Consider the following 16,726-nt stretch of genomic DNA (forward strand, 5'->3'; position numbering starts at 1 on the left):
TCTCCCTCTCCCGGTGGGAGAGGGGGGGGGTGAGGGCACCAGAGCGCACCCTTTCCGGGTCGGGTAAGGCGAAGCCGCCACCCGACTTATTTTTAACGTACTACCGCTTGTCCGACAGTCTCATCAGCCTTCCACACGCGATACTTCACTTCCACGTTTTCAGGCGTATAGACCACGATCGGCAGCTTGCTGTTGTAGCGCAACAGACTGTTGTCGCCCAGATACGCCGTCACAAATTTCTTCTCTTTCTTGCCGTCCGGGCAGGCCATCATGGTGGAGACCGGAGAGGTCACTTTGTCAAAGACGTAATAGTCGTAACCCCAGCCTTCCAGGGTTTTACTTTCCAGCTGACCGCCCAGGCGATGCTGATTGCAATCTACTTCCAGCGTCTTGCCAATCAACAGTTCCACTTTGAAGTTCGCTTCATCCTGCTGAACCGGCAGCTGGATCACCTGACGCTTCATCCCTTTGTCCGCTTTTGGATACGGAGCGACTTTTTCCAGCGGCTGCTCTTTTGGGGTTTCGCTGGCGAAAGCACTGCTGCTGACGCACGCGGCGGCGATGAGGGCGATAGCAAATTTAGGTGCGTTTTTCATTGTCATTCCTTTATGTCAAAACGATCCTGCGCAGGTTAACATAACAACTATGAATGATTGGTGTTATTTACTTACATTTTCACTATGAATAGCGTTATGCGCTTTTAAATATCCTGTTTAGTGGTTGTTTATGCTGGTGTGGAGTCGGGTGCCAGTTCGTGTTATTTTAGACCATATATATTGTTATTCATCTGTAAAAGGGAAGAGAGATGGTTCGTGCAAAACTGAAAACGCCTGAAGGCCGCAAATTCCTCCTGGCGCTGCTGGTCGTGTTTATGATTGCTGCCGCGTGCGTAGGGCGAGCAACCATTGTTGGCGTTATCGAACAGTACAATATTCCCCTCTCTGCCTGGACTACCAGCATGTATGTCCTGCAGTCGGCGATGATCTTCGTCTACAGCCTGGTGTTTACCGTTCTGCTGGCTATCCCGCTGGGCATTTTCTTCCTGGGTGGACGTGAGAAGCATTAAGCGCTGACTCGCAATAGCTAAGCCATCCTGCCGGATGGCTTTTTTATGGTCTCATCACACTCTCCTCAGGTTTTTTTAATCCGCGATATCCTATCCTGTAAGCATTCAGGCAACTGTTTTTAAAGCAGGAGCGGTAGATGCGTTCCAGATTTCCAGTGCTCAGTCAGATCCCCAAAGGCGTCTGGGTTGTGGGGGGCGTCAGTATGCTGATGGATATCTCGTCAGAGAGTATTCACAGCCTCCTGCCACTTTTTATGATGACCACCCTCGGTACGAGCGTGCTGTTTATCGGCCTGATTGAAGGGCTGGCGGAGGCCATAGCGCTTTTTATTAAGGTCTTTTCGGGGGCGATAAGCGACTACCTGGGTCAACGTAAGGGGCTGGCTCTGTTAGGGTATGGCCTGGGGGCGCTAAGCAAACCCCTTTTCGCATTAGCGTCCTCTTCCGGGATGGTTTTAGGCGCACGTCTCATGGACCGCACGGGGAAGGGAATACGGGGCGCCCCGCGGGATGCGCTGGTTGCAGACGTCACGCCGCCGGAAATGCGTGGTGCGGCTTATGGTCTGCGTCAGTCAATGGATACCACAGGCGCATTTCTTGGCCCATTACTGGCCGTAAGCTTAATGCTGTTACTGGACAATGATTTTCGCACCGTTTTCTGGATAGCTCTTATCCCCGGTCTGCTTTCAGTTGCCTTGCTCTATTTCGGCCTTCAGGAGCCGAAAACTCCCCTCGAACATAAACGTACTAATCCCATTAAACGAGAGAATTTAAGGCGGCTGGGTAAAGCGTGCTGGTGGGTGATTGGCCTTGGTGCAGTGTTCACGCTTGCCCGGTTTAGCGAGGCTTTTCTCGTCCTTCGTGCGCAGCAGTCGGGCGTTCCTCTGGCCCTTATTCCGCTGGTGATGGTGGTCATGAACGTACTCTATTCCCTTTCGGCTTACCCTTTTGGCAAACTTTCTGATGGCATGAGCCACACCCGACTTCTGCAGTGGGGGCTAATGGTGCTGATTGGTGCAGATGTTGTTCTGGCGCTGAGCAGCCACTGGATGGGAGTCATTTTAGGCGTCGCGCTTTGGGGGATACATATGGGTATGACTCAGGGATTACTGGCGGCAATGATAGCTAAAACTGCACCGCCCGATCTGCGCGGTACGGCTTTCGGTATTTTTAGTCTGGTCAGCGGCGTGGGATTGTTAATCGCCAGCGTGGGAGCCGGCGCGATATGGGAAACGTTTGGCGCGGAATATACGTTTTATGCCGGAGCGGTGATTTGTCTGGCTACGCTAGTGTATCTGCGCAAAACGCCGGACGAGGCGAAATAAAAAACCAGCCATCAGGCTGGTTTTCAGTGTGTTTTTGGTCGGCACGAGAGGATTTGAACCTCCGACCCCCGACACCCCATGTCACTGCGTTAAAGCCGCTGCAACCCTTGAAAATACTGGTGCTACGGCATGTTTGACTGTATATGCAAACAGTGCATTTTTTGCAAAATCCGCACTATATACATCAATGAGTTACGGGTAGGTTTTTCCCCATAAATCACCCGGCTTTAAAGACAATTTCAGCATGAGGAACTTCTACCCATTCCACATGGTTCTGGGTATAAATTTTTGTCGATTTTGCATCACTATGGGCCATCCTTGCCTGCGGATCGATACCTTGTCTTTCGAAAATATGAGCCGCCAGCGCTCTAATCTCGTGGAAAGTTGGCCTTTCTTTGATAGGTAATTCTGCCGCTACACCTATCCGGTCCCGCAGCTCTGAAAATGCCCTGCTCAAATAATCAGGGGCCACCTGTGTTGGGTGGTTAACTTCCTTGCTTATCGGATTGCTTCTCTTTTCCAGAAGCCGGTGAACAACATAAGGACTGGCCACATTGTCTCTGCTGTTGTCGATGATCTCTTTCAGGGCCCTGCCGATCGGAATAGCGACGTGTGAAGCCTCTTTGTGCTGCACTTTTTGCCGGTGAATGTAAAGCGTTCCGAATATGCCAGCCTCCTCCTGATCGAACCATACACAGCCGCAAACCCCTTCTTGAGGTTCCTTGATCGAGTACCGGATCCGGGAAACTTCCAGGCGCGCTTGCGTAGTTTGTATGGCAAGGTCCATTGCAGTCTTCAGCCAAGGTTCAGCAGCTGCATGTATGGCCTGGAACTGTTCCAAAGTAAGTCGCCGGCGGACCTTTTTATCGACACGCCTCATTTTTTTCCGTGTTGCAGGGTTATCCATCATTAGCGATTCATCAACAGCATAAGAGAATAGCTTTTTCAGGAAGCTAACTTTTCGGTTCTGAACATTGGCCGACGATTCAGAATGGTAATTTCGTATGTAGGCATTTACGTGCTCAAGCTCAATATCGCATGCGGGTATGTTATTAAAAAATTCTTTAACCCTGATGGCATCATTATTCCAATCGTCAAGTGTGCTTTTAGACGGCTGCTCATCTTTGATCGCTCTCTCCATAATGCGATCAACATGTTCAGAAAACGGGTGGGCTTCACCATTCAGCCCTCCCGATTCCCGAATTAATGAATCTATCGATGGTGTATTTTCAGGGCGCATCCTCAGGTTATATTCTCGGGCGATGGCGATAGCCATTACTCGATCCGAACCGAGAGTTTTCTTTTTCCCAGTTATAAGCGTGAACTTATACACGCCACGATCTTTATCAAAAAAAAGATAATCAGGAAGGTGGCGGTATTCTTTTTTTCGTGGCCTTGCTGCCATGGTCAACCCTCAATTATTAACTGACGTACCGCCTGATTAACAATTGAGTCAACTCCCCACTTTTCGGTTTCATAGACAAAAACTGAACCATCTACAATCCTTCCCATGAGTAATCCGTTTTCGACCCAACGTTTAATTGTACGGTTGTCAGGAATGGAGTCTTTGGTAAATTCGCGCTTACTCCAGAGACTCGCTTTCATTAGCTTTGCCATGGTTTCCTTCTCCATAAAGCCCGGCTGCACCCGGGCTGAGTGGTTTACTCGTTGGTGCTGGTGGCAGGGATAATTTTCTGCCAAATTGCTGACACATATTTTGCCTGATGGCGCGCATCAGCCAGGGCGTTGTGAACATCGCCAATGAATGGCATGTCACGCTTCGGATCGAAACCAACACTGCGACCGAGGGTAACAATCGTGCGTACATCATGATCGTTCCAAAATTCCCACGGGCAAATGCGTCCGGCGCGTTCGTAAGCTCCGCGCAGAATCACATTGTCAAAGGTGGCCCCGTTACCCCAGACCTTCATGTATTTGAGATTATATGCATGCCGGTGAATGAAATGGCTAAGTTCCGACAGTGCATCAGTGATAGGCATCGCATCATCAACGCAAATAGCTGAGCGCGCTTCCGGGCTTTGTTTTAGCCACCAAAGAATTGTATCTCCATCCGGTACCGCGCCTTGAGCCATTGCGCTTTCAAGCGAGACGGCCGTGTAGAATTCTTGGCCAAGTTCACCTGTTTGAGGGTTAAAAAAGACGGCACCAATTGAGACGATCGGCGCGTTTGGCTTTTTCCCCATTGATTCGAGGTCAATCATTAAGTCGTTCAACTGCTTTCTCCATTGCTAATTCTGCGATTAAAGCCGAGGGGACAACTACCGGCATTGGTACTCTGACGATTTGTGCTCGTGCTCTATCGATTTCCCCTGCCAGCTCCAGCAGGCGGGAGCGGCAATCCTCTGCCTCTTCTCGCCACCAGGCCAGGTCGGCCTTAAGGCGGCGCAGGCGCCGCTGTTTTAGTTTGCTGGGCATCAGGCCTCCGGTTTGGGTGCTGCTGCGAGCATTGCCGACCAGCATAGCTTTGCTCGGTGCGCCGCTTGCTGGCATCCACTCATGGCTTCGTATGCTTCCCAAACATCTGCATCGCTAAAGCTTTCATCTGGTTCAGACTCGAAACCTTCGACGATCATGTTTTCTGTCGGCTCAATCGGCACCATCACCCACCCATCCGGAACCACAGGAGAGTTGCCATAGGTACCTTTAAGCAAGGCGGCGCGGCAGGCGTTCCATATCTCATGTGCGTCTTCATCGTCGAAGAGAGCGTCAGAATACGACGCCATCAGCTCGCGAATTTCTGCTGGGCATTTATCCGGCACTGTCGGCGCTGGCGGGATGGTGTAAAGCATCACTTGGCGGCGCGGATCTGCAAATTTATTGGCCTCACCACCAATAGCGAACAGATAGCCGTTGCCTCCATTCTTAACATCACGCAATTCATCCGCATCAGTCCACGCCACAGGCTCAACGTCCAGCGAAGCCAGCACGCGCTTAGCCAGCCAGCATTTCTCTTCGTCGCCGTAAGGATTGTCAGCAATCTCTCTCAGGCGATCAGTGCTGATTTCACCGCCATCCGCACGGAACGGTTTAACTGTCATTGGGCGGACTCCTCAAACAAAACTTCACCATCAACGCCGCCGACCTGATAAACCACTGAACCATCTTCACGGTATTCCTTCGGCGCGGCACTCCATCCTTCTCCGTCTAGTTCGTCATCATCACCGACCAGAACGAAACCACCCCCAACCACACGAGCCGGGTAAACCTCCCCCTCAGTCCACCAGCCTTCAGTGTCTTTGGTGCATTTGAGAAGTAACAAATTGCTCATTCTGCACCACCTTCGATTGGCTTAATGCTGCTTAGAATAAGTCTGCGTGATGTCAGCGGCGCACCGCTGCGGCGACCATCTTCTTTCCGGTAGGTTTCAGTGCGACCAACACACCAGGTCGTTGGAGTCTCGCGCAACTGCACGGTTTTCTCGCCATCTTTGGTGATGATGGTTCCGGTATGGGTTTTTATTTTCTGGTTTATTGCCATTGTCGATTACCCCTTACGCTGCTTTATCATGAGCTCTAAAACTTCCTGGCAGCTGGCGCATGTTTTGCAGCCAGGCATTGCAACCCTGCGCGCCTCAGGAATGTCCTCTTCGCATTCAGAACAGTGCTCTGCAGAGACTGCATTCTGATCAATACGGTGTTTTTGTATGGCCAGCTGCAGGCGGTGCTCTACCAGCTCGTTTGCCTGATCGATGATGTCTGAACTCATACGGCACGCTCCTGGCGAAGTAACGCATCGTGCAGCGCCATAGCACCCGCTTCACGGAGTGCAGCATCTTCATAACTGATGCCATTCGAATCCATGATGCAGTCCCTATCGAGGCACTCCGAACAATCGTTGAGGGCAGATTTGATAGCGTGGGCACGCACTTCATCCAGTACAGCGTCGGTCACATTGCCTGAATGGTCTGGGTCGGTGAACTCGATAAGGACTTCATTTCCTCTCTGAAGAAGTTCTTCATCAGATGCATAGGGGAGTTCATCAGCAGTATTAAGGTGCCCATGATTATACCCAGCTGAATAAACCTGCCCGGCAGCCCATCGCACCGCCTGAACTTCCGCAGCCAGCGCAGCTACCTGCTTCTCAGCGTTTGACAGTTGAAGGAGGAGTTCTTCAACTAACGTCACACGCATCACTACCTTCTGGCAGTCGTTGCGTTTAGCTCTGGCGATTGTGCCGCGCAGAGTCGCGTATTTGTTGGTGGTCATTGGACGGACTCCTGACGAAGATGGTTAATTTCGGCGTCAAGGCTCATTCGCTGGTCCATCGATTCCGTCAAGGCGGCAAATGTAACGTCCAGGCGAGTGGCTACCTCACGCATCAGAGAGGCTTCTGCTGGTGGCAGTTTCCCCGCCGCAGCATGGGCTGCGGCTACCAGTTCTTTTATTTTCATGCGAGGCATGCGCGTGATTCCGTAAGCTCATTGAAACGGTTAATGAACAAGCCATATGCCTGGCCTGGGCGAAGAGGAACGATCTGGATAATGTCGCTGGCCGGAATACCTTCGAGGCAAGGCCAGAGTGAGCCGTCGTCGATATCCAGATCGCGGCGTTCCGTGGCAAGCATCACCAGATCGGCGTATTTCACTACCGCTGACATATCAGGGGTGATGCTGAATTTGGCCCGGATCAGCTGTTCTACCCGCTCTTCAATGCGACGGTAATCTGGAAGCAATGCTTTCAGGGGAGCAGGGATGTCCTGGCAATAGGCTTCAGCTGCGTCATGCATCAGGGCTTCAAAGGCAAACTCTGGAGGCACAATTTGGCTGCACAGTACCGAGTGCTGGGCCACGCTGTAAAATTCCGGCAGATGACCACTGAAGCGGCAGATGTGGGAAAGTGCGGTCGCAATATCCTCGATCTCTACGTCGTCAGTGGTTGAATTAAGGTAATCGAATTTCTTACCTGAAAGTGTCTGGATATAACTCATCGTATTTTCTTCTCCATATTTGGCAGCTGCACCTGCGCCAGTTTTTGGTTGTACGAATCCCTCGCCATTGGCGATTAATAAAGGGAATTACGCTTCAATAAATCCCCGCGGCGCCGGGGATTTAATGCAGAGAAATTACGCTTTAAAGTTACCGATAAAGGTTTCAACCGGCTTGTCGGTGAACTTCTCGATCAGCAGGTCACGGAACTCGTTGGCGATAGCTTCTTCCTGGGCTTCCAGTTGAACGATGCGGAGTACAAACACCGGTTCCCCGCTTTTAAGCAGGCTGTTACGCAGGCTAAAGCGGCGTTCGCCCAGTCCTTCATATGGCACGCATTTGAACTCGAAGGCGACAGGCATCACGTCTTTACTGCTGGCTTCAACGCTCTGCATCAGGGACTTTCTGCCGCCAAAATCTTCGTCTTCATGAGCTGCTTCCGAGACTTGTTTGATATTGACGCGACGAACGGCACCAGCTGCCTGCGCGATGGACAATACATTCCCGTCGGCATCAAATGCGGTCAGGAAGTCGGCCCAGTCCTCCAGCCATTCAGCAATTTCCTTCTGGCCCAGTCGATCGCCATTTACCTGAAGTAGGGCTCGGAATGGCGCTGTCTTTTTGAGGGTGATAGATGCGACGTTATCAGCATGGCCAGGGTTAGCCAGAGTACCGATATTGAACACGGAGCGTGCGGCCATGTTGTCAGCATCGATAAAGCATCGCGCTGGTTCAGCTTCGTTGGCATAGCCAGCTGCATAACGGACAAAGTCAGGAATGCTGGTTGTGGTCATGGCACCGCGGAAACGAAAACGTTCCAGGTCGAAACGCTCAAGGCTTTCTACGTTTACGCCATCAGGGAGCAGGGCAGTAGGGCATGCCGTTTCTTTAACTGCAGTGAGGTGATAACCGGAAAGAACAAGGTCTTTCACCTGCTGCAGGGCATTGCCGTCTAAAATCTGGGACATAAAATTTCCTTAATATGTGGTCATAGGGATGTCAGTGATTTGTCTGCTGCGGATCACTGTGCCGCTTTAAGCTTTCCGTCAACGCCGCCGTTGATCCCGAACAGCTGCCCCTGATCTTCCTGCAGGATGGTCAGCTTGCCGCCTTTGTTAACCCACATTGGTGTTTCGGTGGTGTCTTCTTCGGAGGCTTTACCGCGCGGGGTTGGGGTGACGTAGTTCAGCTTGTGCTTGATCTTGACGCGCTTCTCTTCGACGGAATTACCCATACGCTCAATATCAAAGGTGAGGACTACTTTGCCTTTGGTACCGTTGTTCAGAACGCCAAGCGCGGTAGTATTTAAAGCCGCCGCGATCTTGTTCATGAACACGCCGGCATCCAGTTCGCCCAGGAAATCGGGCACTACGGTCATGCGGTCATTACTCATGGTTTAACCCTCTGTAAGGCGGCTGCCACCGCCAGTGGAACTTCTCCATACACAACAGAAAAGGGCACCTGCGCTTTGGCTATGGGTAGGAGGTCCATTTCCATAGCGCCCGGGTGGATTGGGGAATGAGCCCGTCGCCCGGTGATGCCCTTGTCTCTTGTGTAAAAAAGGTGCCCACCGATGTGATGGGCAAAGACTACACACAGCAATGATTTTGTTGTGGCGGTGGTGCCTCCACCTGCCGGACCGGCCAGAACCGGCGACGCTACACCTCAAGAAACGTATTCATTTCAAAAGTTGAAATAAAAACTTGTTGGCCTCGTCACGTGCGCAGAGCCGCATTACCACAACTGGAAGCGCACTCCACCAGGTAACAAACCGATCCCCATCAGTGAAAAGAGGAATGCGCTTTCATGTTGTGTTGTGCTGGTCGGTGCTGATCTCCAACTTTCGGGATGGTTGTGCCATTGCCCCGCGCGGGTTAATAGTCCGCTGCACATCAGCCTGTGCATTCACCACAACGGTGAGAGCACTGTTTACCTGCTTTACCGCGTCGCGTCTCACGCAGTCCGATAATCAGCAATGCTCTCGCCTGTTGTGCCCTTAAAAAGCTGGCTGTCACCCTCAGGGTGAAAGTGAGCAGCCAGAACAGGGATCACTTCTTATTGCTTTGGCCTGCTTTTAACCACATCAGGCGCGGTGGTTTGGTGTCGACAGAAAAAAAATCTAACTTAACTTAGTTTATTGGTCAAGTGAAAACATCAAACTAAACTTAGCTTGATGCTTAGAGGAAGAGCGGGAAGGGATTAGAGTTCGTACTGAACGCCTTTAACTACGCCAATAATGAGGCAGTTACCATTGATCGGGATGTTGGGGTAGCGAGGATTTAGTGGGACTAAAAATTTTTGTGGGCCATCAATGACCAGTTTTTTAACAGTCGCTTCGTTAGTGCCATCAATACGCGCAACAACAATCTTGCCATGAAGGGGTTCGGCATCTGGATCAACAATAACGGTTGCCCCTTCAGGGATTGTTGGGAGGCCATTTGGATTGGTCATTGAATCCCCTTTGACCTCTAAAGCGAACGAGCTATCCCCAATGCGTAGTGATGTTTCAACCCATTTATCAACATCACTGAATAAATCAGCGGCCTTACATTCCGTAAACTGCCCAGCTTGAACCCAGGAAATCACGGGCACACGCCTCATTTTAGTTATGAGGGTACCTTCAAATTCAGTGCCGTAAAGAATGTAATCTATTGATGTATTGAAGAATTTAGCCAGCTTAACCAGCGATTCTCCGTTTGGGATATTCACATCCTTTTCCCAATAACCCACCGCTACGTCACTAACCCCGCAGAACTTACCCAGTTCTTTTTGAGAGGTTTTTGTAACCCTGCGTAGGGCTTTAATGCGCTGACCAACCGTTTCCATGAAAGCACCAAATTTAAAAAAGACTAAGTAATCTTAGTTTTTATTGACCAAAGTTAGATTGGTTATTAATATCTAACCAAACTTAGCTAAGGAGGCTTCATGACAACCGACGAGATTGAACAACATTTCGGCAGCACTGAGAAAGTTGCCGAATTTTTTGGCATCACCAGTGAGGCCGTTTACCAGTGGCGTAATCGCCCCGGACGCTTAATCCCTAAAGGACGAGCTGCTGAAGCTGCGTATCGAACTGCTGGTGAACTGGAATTCAACCCAGAACGTTATGGCAAGAATACATCGCCTAACGATCAGAAATAACCACAGAAGGGAGGACCTAGCCGTGGGTATAGAACCTGAATGGAAAGTAGATAAGCAGCCAGCCTGGCTGGTGGCCGCAATCAAAAAAACGATCACCGAGCTGCCTGGCGGATATTCAGAAGCTGCTGAGTGGTTGGGTGTGACCGAGAACGCGCTGTTTAACCGGCTGCGTACCGATGGCGATCAGATCTTCCCGCTCGGTTGGGCGATGGTGCTTCAACGTGCTGGTGGTTCAAACCACATAGCGAACGCTATTGCACGTCACTCGAACGGTGTTTTTGTGCCATTGGCTGATGTTGAAGAGATTGAGAACGGCGATATCAACCAGCGTCTCATGGAGTCAGTTGAGTGGATCGGCAGGCATTCACAATACGTTCGTAAAGCTACCGCTGACGGCGTTATTGATGCTCAGGAACGCGCCCAGATCGAAGAGAACAGCTATCAGGTGATGGCTAAGTGGCAGGAACATTTGACGCTGCTTTTCCGTGTGTTTTGTGCGCCGGAAAAGAGTGACGCCCGCGAGTGTGCAGCTCCGGGCGTCGTGGCAGACAAATCTTGTATGGAGAAGTAATCCGCATGACCAGTTTAACGGCTTTTAACCGTTTGCCGCAACTCAGGATGATCCCGGTACCGGGCGCTCCGTTGTTTCGGTATGAACGCAGAATAGCAAACCGCTGGGTGCCATGTAACCACAGTCGGGCGGTCGCAATTGTGGGGGTTTACTACAGGAAGGCGAAACGCTTATGCGCGAAGTTAACCGAAGGTTCAAAGACCACAGAGGGATCCCCGTTCGGGTTATCAGGTGGGAGCCAGAGACTCAACGAGTTATCTACCTGCGGGATGGTTATGACCACGAATGTTTCAGCCCGCTCGAACAATTCAAGCGCAAGTTTACCGAGTTAAAGGACGACCATGAGCACTAAATTAACTGGTTACGTTTGGGACGCTTGTGCCGCTTCTGGCATGAAGCTGTCCAGCGTTGCCATCATGGCGCGTCTGGCAGACTTCAGCAGTGATGAGGGGGTTAGCTGGCCTTCCATCGCTACCATCGCGCGCCAGATTGGTGCTGGTGAGAGCACGGTTCGCACAGCCATATCTCAACTGGAAAAAGACGGGTGGTTAACCCGCCAGCAGCGCCGGAAAGGCAACCGCAATGCATCGAACGTTTACCAGCTCAATGTTGCGAAATTACAGGCTGCTGCCTTTTCTCACCTGTCAGATTCTGACGCATCAAAATCTGATGCCTCAAAAACCGACGCGTCAAAATCTGAGGCATCAAAAAACGATGAAAAAGGCGGTTTTCACCCGTCAGAATCTGGGGGGGATCCGTCAGTAAATACAACTACTGATCCATCAGATAAAAAACATTCTTGTCCGGTTGCTGCGCAACCCGACCCTGTGGTGGTTATCACCGATCAGGCGAAGCAGGTTTTATCACATCTGAACAAGACCACCGGATCACGGTATCAGGTCTGCAAATCATCCTTGGAAAACATCCGGGCTCGCCTGGCTGACGGGTTTACGCCCGATGAGCTGCTGTTGGTGGTGGATTACAGCGTCGAGAAGTGGGGCGAGGATCTGAAAATGGCCGAATATCTGCGCCCAACAACGCTGTTTCTGCCAACAAAATTCCCAGGCTACCTGCAATCCGCAAATAAGTGGAACGCAGCAGGACGTCCAGAACGACAGTATTGGGGCTCAATCCGTAAGCATGATCCGATGAAATTTGGTGGACCAGATAAAGCCATTCCAGCTGGCTTCAGGGGAGCGAAATGATGAGCATGAATGCTGATAACAAATATTGCCGCGCGCTGGCTGAACTGCGCTCAAAGCCAGCGCATGAATTGAAAGAGGTTGGCGATCAGTGGCGCACTCCAGATTTGTTGTTTTGGGGCATCAATTCGATATTTGGGCCGATGGTTCTGGATCTGTTTGCAGACGATAGCAATGCTAAATGCCCTGCATGGTATACCGCCGAGGATAACGCGCTGACGCAGGACTGGTCAGAGCGTCTGGCAGAACTCGGTGGCGCCGCGTTTGCAAATCCGCCATATAGCCGTTCTCAGTACCATGAAAAGCAGGCCATCACTGGCATGACCCACATCATGAATCACACAATGGCGATGCGTGATAAAGGTGGTCGTTATATATACCTCGTGAAGTCAGCCACAAGTGAAACATGGTGGCCGGAAGATGCCGATCACATCATGTTTATTCGTGGTCGTATTGGGTTCGATCTTCCTGTTTGGTTTGTTCCCGCTGACGAGAAGCAGCAACCCACCAGCGCATTTTTTGCCGGGGCAATCGCTGTCTTCGACAAAACCTGGCGTGGTGAAAGCTTCAGCTATATCAATCGCACCGAACTGGAAGAAAAAGGGCGTGCAGCATTGTCATTAGCTCAATTCGCCGCGGCAAAAATGGCCCTTCCGTCGGTGTCGGAAAAAGCAATGCCTACTCCCATTGCAACGGCAGATGCAGAGTCGCGCATCTGGCCTCTGGAGGTTGGTCTGGTATTCGATCAGGTCGAGGGGGCGGATTCTCTGGGGGTGAACCAACAGAACAAGTTGAAGGCCAACATCAACCAACTCTGGCTGGAGCGTGTGCCTACCAGCGAAATAATTAGCGTGGCCGGTGGTCTGGTTAGCAGTATGCAGGGGGCCGTCAATGCGTGAAATTATCGTTGATAACTTTGCTGGTGGTGGCGGCGCGAGTACCGGCATTGAACTGGCGATCGGGCGTAGCGTGGATATCGCTATCAACCACGACGAAAACGCTATTGCGATGCATAAGACGAATCACCCGGACACGCTGCATTATTGCGAGTCGGTGTTTGACGTTGACCCAAGCGCAGCCACCAGCGGCAAACCTGTCGGTCTGGCCTGGTTTAGCCCTGACTGCCGCCACTTTTCCAAAGCGAAGGGCGCTAAGCCGGTTAAGAGAGAGATTCGCGGGCTGGCGTGGATTGTCCTGCGCTGGGCGCTGGCAGTACGTCCCCGCGTCATGATGCTGGAGAACGTCGAAGAATTTAAGACATGGGGCCCGCTGCTGGATGAAGAATTACGCCCAGATCCTGAGCGTGCTGGCGAAACATTCGAGGCATTTGTCGGCATGCTGTCGACGGGGATCGCGGCGAATCACCCTGCGCTGGCTGAGGTTTGTGAATTCCTTGCCATTGAGCCGCACGGCCAGCAGGCGCAACAGCTGATCGCCGGGCTTGGTTATGAGGTTGATTATCGGGAGCTGCGCGCATGTGACTACGGCGCGCCGACGATCAGAAAGCGTTTCTTCATGGTCATGCGCTGTGACGGCCGCAAGATTCATTGGCCTGAAGCGACTCATGGGGATCCAAAATCACTGGAAGTACAAAGCGGCAAGCTGGCGCCATGGCGTACCGCGGCGGAGTGCATTGACTGGAATATCCCGGCCCGGTCCATCTTCGACCGCAAAAAGCCGCTGGCGGAAAATACGCTCAAACGTATCGCGCGCGGCATCCAGCGCTTTGTTATCGAAAGCGCATCGCCTTTCATCGTGAAGTGTAACCACACCACGGCGAAAGGAGGTTATGACTGTTTCCGCGGGCAATCGTTGTTAGAGCCATTGCAGACCATCACTAAAAAGCATGGCTACGCGCTGGCGGTACCGCATCTTACTAAATTCCGCACCGGGGCCACCGGGCAGCCAGTGACCGAGCCGGTTCCAACTGTCACCGCTGGTACGTCGGCGCGCCCGGGCGGGAATTGGCATGCGCTTGGCGTAGTTGAGGCCGCCCTGACACCGTTCCTGGCTGGCAATGGCGGCAGTGAGTACCAGGCAAAGCCACGCTCGCTGGATAAACCCGCTCATACAATCCTCAAGCAGTCCCGCGCGTGCGTGGTTGCGCCGGTCATCGCCCGCCAGTTTGGCGCCAGTGTTGGGCACAGGGCTGACGAACCGAGTGCGACGATTACTGCAGGCGGTGGCGGTAAGTCGCAGCTGGTAACTCCAACACTGATCCAGATGGGGTACGGCGAACGCCCAGGGCAAGAACCGCGTGTTCTTCAACTGAATAACCCGCTCGGCACGGTCACTGCTGGTGGTAATAAGTTTGCAACGGTTAGCGCGTTCCTGGCGAAGCACTATGGTGGGAATTACACGGGGCCGGGTGTTGGTATGGATGAGCCTGCCCACTCAGTCACTACTGTTGATCACCACGCGGTAGTTGCGTCGCACCTGGTGAAGCTACGCGGAACCTGCCGCGACGGTCAGACCATGGATACACCTATGCCGACTATTACCGCTGGTGGCCAGCACGTTGGCGAGGTCCGGACATTCCTCGAAACCTACTGCGGTGATAGCGAGGATGAATGGCTGGTGACGATCGAGGGGGTTAAGTACCAGATCGTCGATATCGGAATGCGCATGCTGCAACCGCATGAGCTTTATAAGGCGCAGGGCTTCCCTGAGGGCTACGTTATCGATCAGGACTATCGCGGCAATCGTTACGCCAAAGACAAGCAGGTAGCGCGCTGTGGTAACGCAGTACCGCCGCCGTTCGCTCGTGCGCTGGTAGAAGCAAATCTTCCTGAATTATGTGCAAATCAAAAGGCGGGTGCAGCCGCCTGATATGGAGAAATAGCATGAATCAGTTAACCGCAAAGGGTGTTGTGACAATGTCCAGCCGTGAAATTGCCAGGCTGGTGCAGAGCAAACATGGTGATGTGAAGCGCTCAGCTGAGCGCCTTGTATCTGCTGGTATTTTAACCGCGCCGTTGGCGCACACCCCCTACACACACCCGCAAAACGGGCAAACCTACGAGGAGTATTGGTTCAACAAACGTGATTCTCTGGTGATCGTCGCCAGGCTGTCGCCAGAATTTACCGCCGCTGTTGTCGATCGCTGGCAAGAGCTGGAGAACAGTCAGGCCGTAAGTGTCCCGCAAACATTGCCGGAGGCATTACGTCTCGCCGCGGATCTGGCCGAGCAGAAAGAACAACTGGCCCAGCAGTTAGCCGCTGCCGCGCCGAAAGTTGAGTTTGTCGATCGGTATTGTACTGCTAAAGGCTCAATGTCTTTCCGCCAGGTGGCAAAGCTGTTGCAGGCCAAAGAGACCGATTTCCGCTTGTTCCTCATTGAGAGCGGCATTTTGTACCGGCTCAGTGGAGTGCTGACACCGCGGCACCAGCACATTGCTGCCGGGCGGTTTGAAGTGAAAACTGGCACCACGAGTGAAACAAACTACGCCTTTAGCCAGGCACGTTTTACACCCAAAGGCATCGAGTGGATCGGCGGCCTGTGGACGGCACACATCGCTAAGGGGCATGCCGCGTGAGAGGACTGTTTACAGCCGAGACTGTTCCGCGCCTGGGGCTTGTGGTGTTAAAGCCGGGTAGCGAACTGATGTCTCTGTTTCAACAGGGGCGTGTGCTGGTGGAGCCTCAGCCAAAAAGCATGGCTGGACTTCCGTCGGGGCTCGTCCCTGATGCCAGGCAGCCGCTGGCAGAAGATGAGTCCCTCGAGGGATTCTTCACAGACGAGAGAGTTATCCGTGCAGCAGGCGGTTTGAACGCCTTGGATTCCTGGTTAGAGCGTAACGTGAAGGAATGCCAGTACCCGCATACTGATTATCACCATCATGAGCTGGTAACGATGCGACATCCCCCTGGATCAATGTTGCTCTGTTGGCATTGCGATAACCAGCTGCGCGATCAAACCACCGCGGCGCTGGCAGAACTGGCCCGGCGTAATCTCATTAACTGGCTGATCAGTTCCATCCTGTCTTCGCTTGGGTACAACAACGAGCGTGAACTATCCCTCGGTGAATTGTGCTGGTGGGCTGTTTATTCAGGCATTGCTGATGCAGTCACGGAAAGGATGGCCCAGCGTGCGCTTCGCTTACCGGACGAGCCGTTTTTATCCGTATATCGAGAAAGTGACATTGTGCCGATGCCCCCCGCAAAAAGCATTTTGCAGAAGAAGGTCACCCCTGCGGTCACGGCTGCGAAATTAAAGCATGGAGCAAATCAGGATGTGGCCTATGACCAGCCAAAGGTTCTGGCTCTGCATGCGGATCCTGAATCCCCTGAATCATTCATGTTGCGCCCAAAACACCGCAGGTGGGTGAATGAAGACTATACCCGGTGGGTTAAAACCCAGCCCTGTGAAGGTTGCCGGCGGCCAGCGGATGATCCACACCATGTCATTGGTCACGGCATGGGCGGTACCGCCACTAAAGCCCACGATTTGTTCGTGATCCCTCTGTGCAGAGAGTG

Annotated in this window: 25 protein-coding genes; 10 read left to right on the forward strand and 15 right to left on the reverse strand. The window is 52.3% G+C overall.

The window, feature by feature from the left end; genetic code table 11:
• Positions 1–92: 92 nt before the first annotated feature.
• Positions 93–596 carry a serine protease inhibitor ecotin gene (gene eco, locus DEO48_RS20015; RefSeq protein WP_109846104.1) on the reverse strand — a complete coding sequence of 168 codons (504 nt, stop codon included), beginning with the start codon at positions 594–596 and terminating at the stop codon, positions 93–95.
• 209 nt (positions 597–805) lie between these two features.
• Here eco and DEO48_RS20020 point away from each other — a divergent pair, with 209 nt between their 5' ends.
• On the forward strand, positions 806–1,066 hold the full coding sequence (locus tag DEO48_RS20020) for a DUF2534 family protein (protein WP_008500962.1): 261 nt from the start codon (positions 806–808) through the stop codon (positions 1,064–1,066).
• A 137-nt stretch (positions 1,067–1,203) separates the two neighbouring features.
• Positions 1,204–2,391, forward strand: coding sequence for an MFS transporter (locus DEO48_RS20025; RefSeq protein ID WP_109846105.1), 1,188 nt, complete (start codon positions 1,204–1,206; stop codon positions 2,389–2,391).
• 217 nt (positions 2,392–2,608) lie between these two features.
• Here DEO48_RS20025 and DEO48_RS20030 read toward each other — a convergent pair whose 3' ends face one another.
• The 14 genes from DEO48_RS20030 to DEO48_RS20095 form a co-directional block, all read right to left on the reverse strand.
• Positions 2,609–3,796 (reverse strand): tyrosine-type recombinase/integrase, encoded by a 1,188-nt coding sequence (locus DEO48_RS20030; RefSeq protein ID WP_109846106.1) that lies wholly within the window; start codon positions 3,794–3,796, stop codon positions 2,609–2,611.
• A gap of 2 nt (positions 3,797–3,798) precedes the next feature.
• Positions 3,799–4,008 carry a hypothetical protein gene (locus tag DEO48_RS20035; protein ID WP_001515618.1) on the reverse strand — a complete coding sequence of 70 codons (210 nt, stop codon included), beginning with the start codon at positions 4,006–4,008 and terminating at the stop codon, positions 3,799–3,801.
• Positions 4,009–4,052: 44 nt separating this feature from the next.
• Positions 4,053–4,625: a 3'-5' exonuclease gene (locus DEO48_RS20040; RefSeq protein WP_016240149.1), complete on the reverse strand. Its 573-nt coding sequence runs from the start codon at positions 4,623–4,625 to the stop codon at positions 4,053–4,055.
• Positions 4,606–4,827 (reverse strand): hypothetical protein, encoded by a 222-nt coding sequence (locus DEO48_RS20045; protein ID WP_062676847.1) that lies wholly within the window; start codon positions 4,825–4,827, stop codon positions 4,606–4,608. Before DEO48_RS20045 ends, DEO48_RS20040 begins: the two co-directional genes overlap by 20 nt.
• Positions 4,827–5,450 (reverse strand): hypothetical protein, encoded by a 624-nt coding sequence (locus tag DEO48_RS27250; RefSeq protein ID WP_258306127.1) that lies wholly within the window; start codon positions 5,448–5,450, stop codon positions 4,827–4,829. The genes DEO48_RS20045 and DEO48_RS27250 overlap by 1 nt, the downstream gene beginning before the upstream one ends.
• Positions 5,447–5,680: a hypothetical protein gene (locus tag DEO48_RS20055; RefSeq protein ID WP_062676849.1), complete on the reverse strand. Its 234-nt coding sequence runs from the start codon at positions 5,678–5,680 to the stop codon at positions 5,447–5,449. The genes DEO48_RS27250 and DEO48_RS20055 overlap by 4 nt, the downstream gene beginning before the upstream one ends.
• Entirely contained in the window at positions 5,677–5,889 is a 213-nt protein-coding gene (locus DEO48_RS20060; RefSeq protein WP_062676850.1) for a hypothetical protein, read from the reverse strand. Before DEO48_RS20060 ends, DEO48_RS20055 begins: the two co-directional genes overlap by 4 nt.
• Positions 5,890–5,895: 6 nt before the next feature.
• On the reverse strand, positions 5,896–6,117 hold the full coding sequence (locus DEO48_RS20065; protein ID WP_016247402.1) for a TraR/DksA family transcriptional regulator: 222 nt from the start codon (positions 6,115–6,117) through the stop codon (positions 5,896–5,898).
• Complete coding sequence (locus DEO48_RS20070) at positions 6,114–6,617, reverse strand: hypothetical protein (RefSeq protein ID WP_061091836.1); 504 nt, start codon at positions 6,615–6,617, stop codon at positions 6,114–6,116. Before DEO48_RS20070 ends, DEO48_RS20065 begins: the two co-directional genes overlap by 4 nt.
• Entirely contained in the window at positions 6,614–6,811 is a 198-nt protein-coding gene (locus tag DEO48_RS20075) for a hypothetical protein (protein ID WP_016247400.1), read from the reverse strand. Before DEO48_RS20075 ends, DEO48_RS20070 begins: the two co-directional genes overlap by 4 nt.
• Positions 6,799–7,338 (reverse strand): phage protein, encoded by a 540-nt coding sequence (locus DEO48_RS20080; protein WP_016247399.1) that lies wholly within the window; start codon positions 7,336–7,338, stop codon positions 6,799–6,801. The genes DEO48_RS20075 and DEO48_RS20080 overlap by 13 nt, the downstream gene beginning before the upstream one ends.
• A 135-nt stretch (positions 7,339–7,473) precedes the next feature.
• A complete protein-coding gene (locus DEO48_RS20085) occupies positions 7,474–8,304 on the reverse strand; it encodes a YfdQ family protein (RefSeq protein WP_109846107.1) in 831 nt (276 codons plus the stop codon).
• Between the two features lie 53 nt (positions 8,305–8,357).
• Complete coding sequence (locus tag DEO48_RS20090; RefSeq protein WP_016247397.1) at positions 8,358–8,729, reverse strand: hypothetical protein; 372 nt, start codon at positions 8,727–8,729, stop codon at positions 8,358–8,360.
• Positions 8,730–9,535: 806 nt separating this feature from the next.
• On the reverse strand, positions 9,536–10,162 hold the full coding sequence (locus DEO48_RS20095; RefSeq protein ID WP_001515607.1) for a LexA family transcriptional regulator: 627 nt from the start codon (positions 10,160–10,162) through the stop codon (positions 9,536–9,538).
• A 99-nt stretch (positions 10,163–10,261) separates the two neighbouring features.
• Here DEO48_RS20095 and DEO48_RS20100 point away from each other — a divergent pair, with 99 nt between their 5' ends.
• The 8 genes from DEO48_RS20100 to DEO48_RS20135 all read left to right on the forward strand — a co-directional run.
• The gene (locus DEO48_RS20100) at positions 10,262–10,477 is read left to right on the forward strand and encodes a Cro/CI family transcriptional regulator (RefSeq protein ID WP_001515606.1); all 216 of its coding nucleotides are present in this window, start codon (positions 10,262–10,264) and stop codon (positions 10,475–10,477) included.
• 22 nt (positions 10,478–10,499) lie between these two features.
• Positions 10,500–11,048: a YmfL family putative regulatory protein gene (locus tag DEO48_RS20105; protein WP_023294083.1), complete on the forward strand. Its 549-nt coding sequence runs from the start codon at positions 10,500–10,502 to the stop codon at positions 11,046–11,048.
• 172 nt (positions 11,049–11,220) lie between these two features.
• Positions 11,221–11,400 (forward strand): DUF4222 domain-containing protein, encoded by a 180-nt coding sequence (locus DEO48_RS20110; protein WP_032676944.1) that lies wholly within the window; start codon positions 11,221–11,223, stop codon positions 11,398–11,400.
• Positions 11,390–12,253 (forward strand): conserved phage C-terminal domain-containing protein, encoded by an 864-nt coding sequence (locus DEO48_RS20115; protein WP_023294082.1) that lies wholly within the window; start codon positions 11,390–11,392, stop codon positions 12,251–12,253. The genes DEO48_RS20110 and DEO48_RS20115 overlap by 11 nt, the downstream gene beginning before the upstream one ends.
• The gene (locus tag DEO48_RS20120; RefSeq protein WP_375232173.1) at positions 12,250–13,149 is read left to right on the forward strand and encodes a phage N-6-adenine-methyltransferase; all 900 of its coding nucleotides are present in this window, start codon (positions 12,250–12,252) and stop codon (positions 13,147–13,149) included. The genes DEO48_RS20115 and DEO48_RS20120 overlap by 4 nt, the downstream gene beginning before the upstream one ends.
• The gene (locus DEO48_RS20125) at positions 13,142–15,079 is read left to right on the forward strand and encodes a DNA cytosine methyltransferase (RefSeq protein WP_109846108.1); all 1,938 of its coding nucleotides are present in this window, start codon (positions 13,142–13,144) and stop codon (positions 15,077–15,079) included. The genes DEO48_RS20120 and DEO48_RS20125 overlap by 8 nt, the downstream gene beginning before the upstream one ends.
• A 14-nt stretch (positions 15,080–15,093) precedes the next feature.
• Positions 15,094–15,786, forward strand: coding sequence for a phage antirepressor KilAC domain-containing protein (locus tag DEO48_RS20130; protein ID WP_109846109.1), 693 nt, complete (start codon positions 15,094–15,096; stop codon positions 15,784–15,786).
• Positions 15,783–16,726, forward strand: a 944-nt coding sequence (locus DEO48_RS20135) for a DUF968 domain-containing protein (protein WP_109846110.1), incomplete at its 3' end; no start/stop codon positions are given. The genes DEO48_RS20130 and DEO48_RS20135, both read left to right, overlap by 4 nt.

Source organism: Enterobacter sp. CGMCC 5087 (genome assembly GCF_003144775.1).
Lineage (GTDB): Bacteria > Pseudomonadota > Gammaproteobacteria > Enterobacterales > Enterobacteriaceae > Enterobacter > Enterobacter cloacae_M.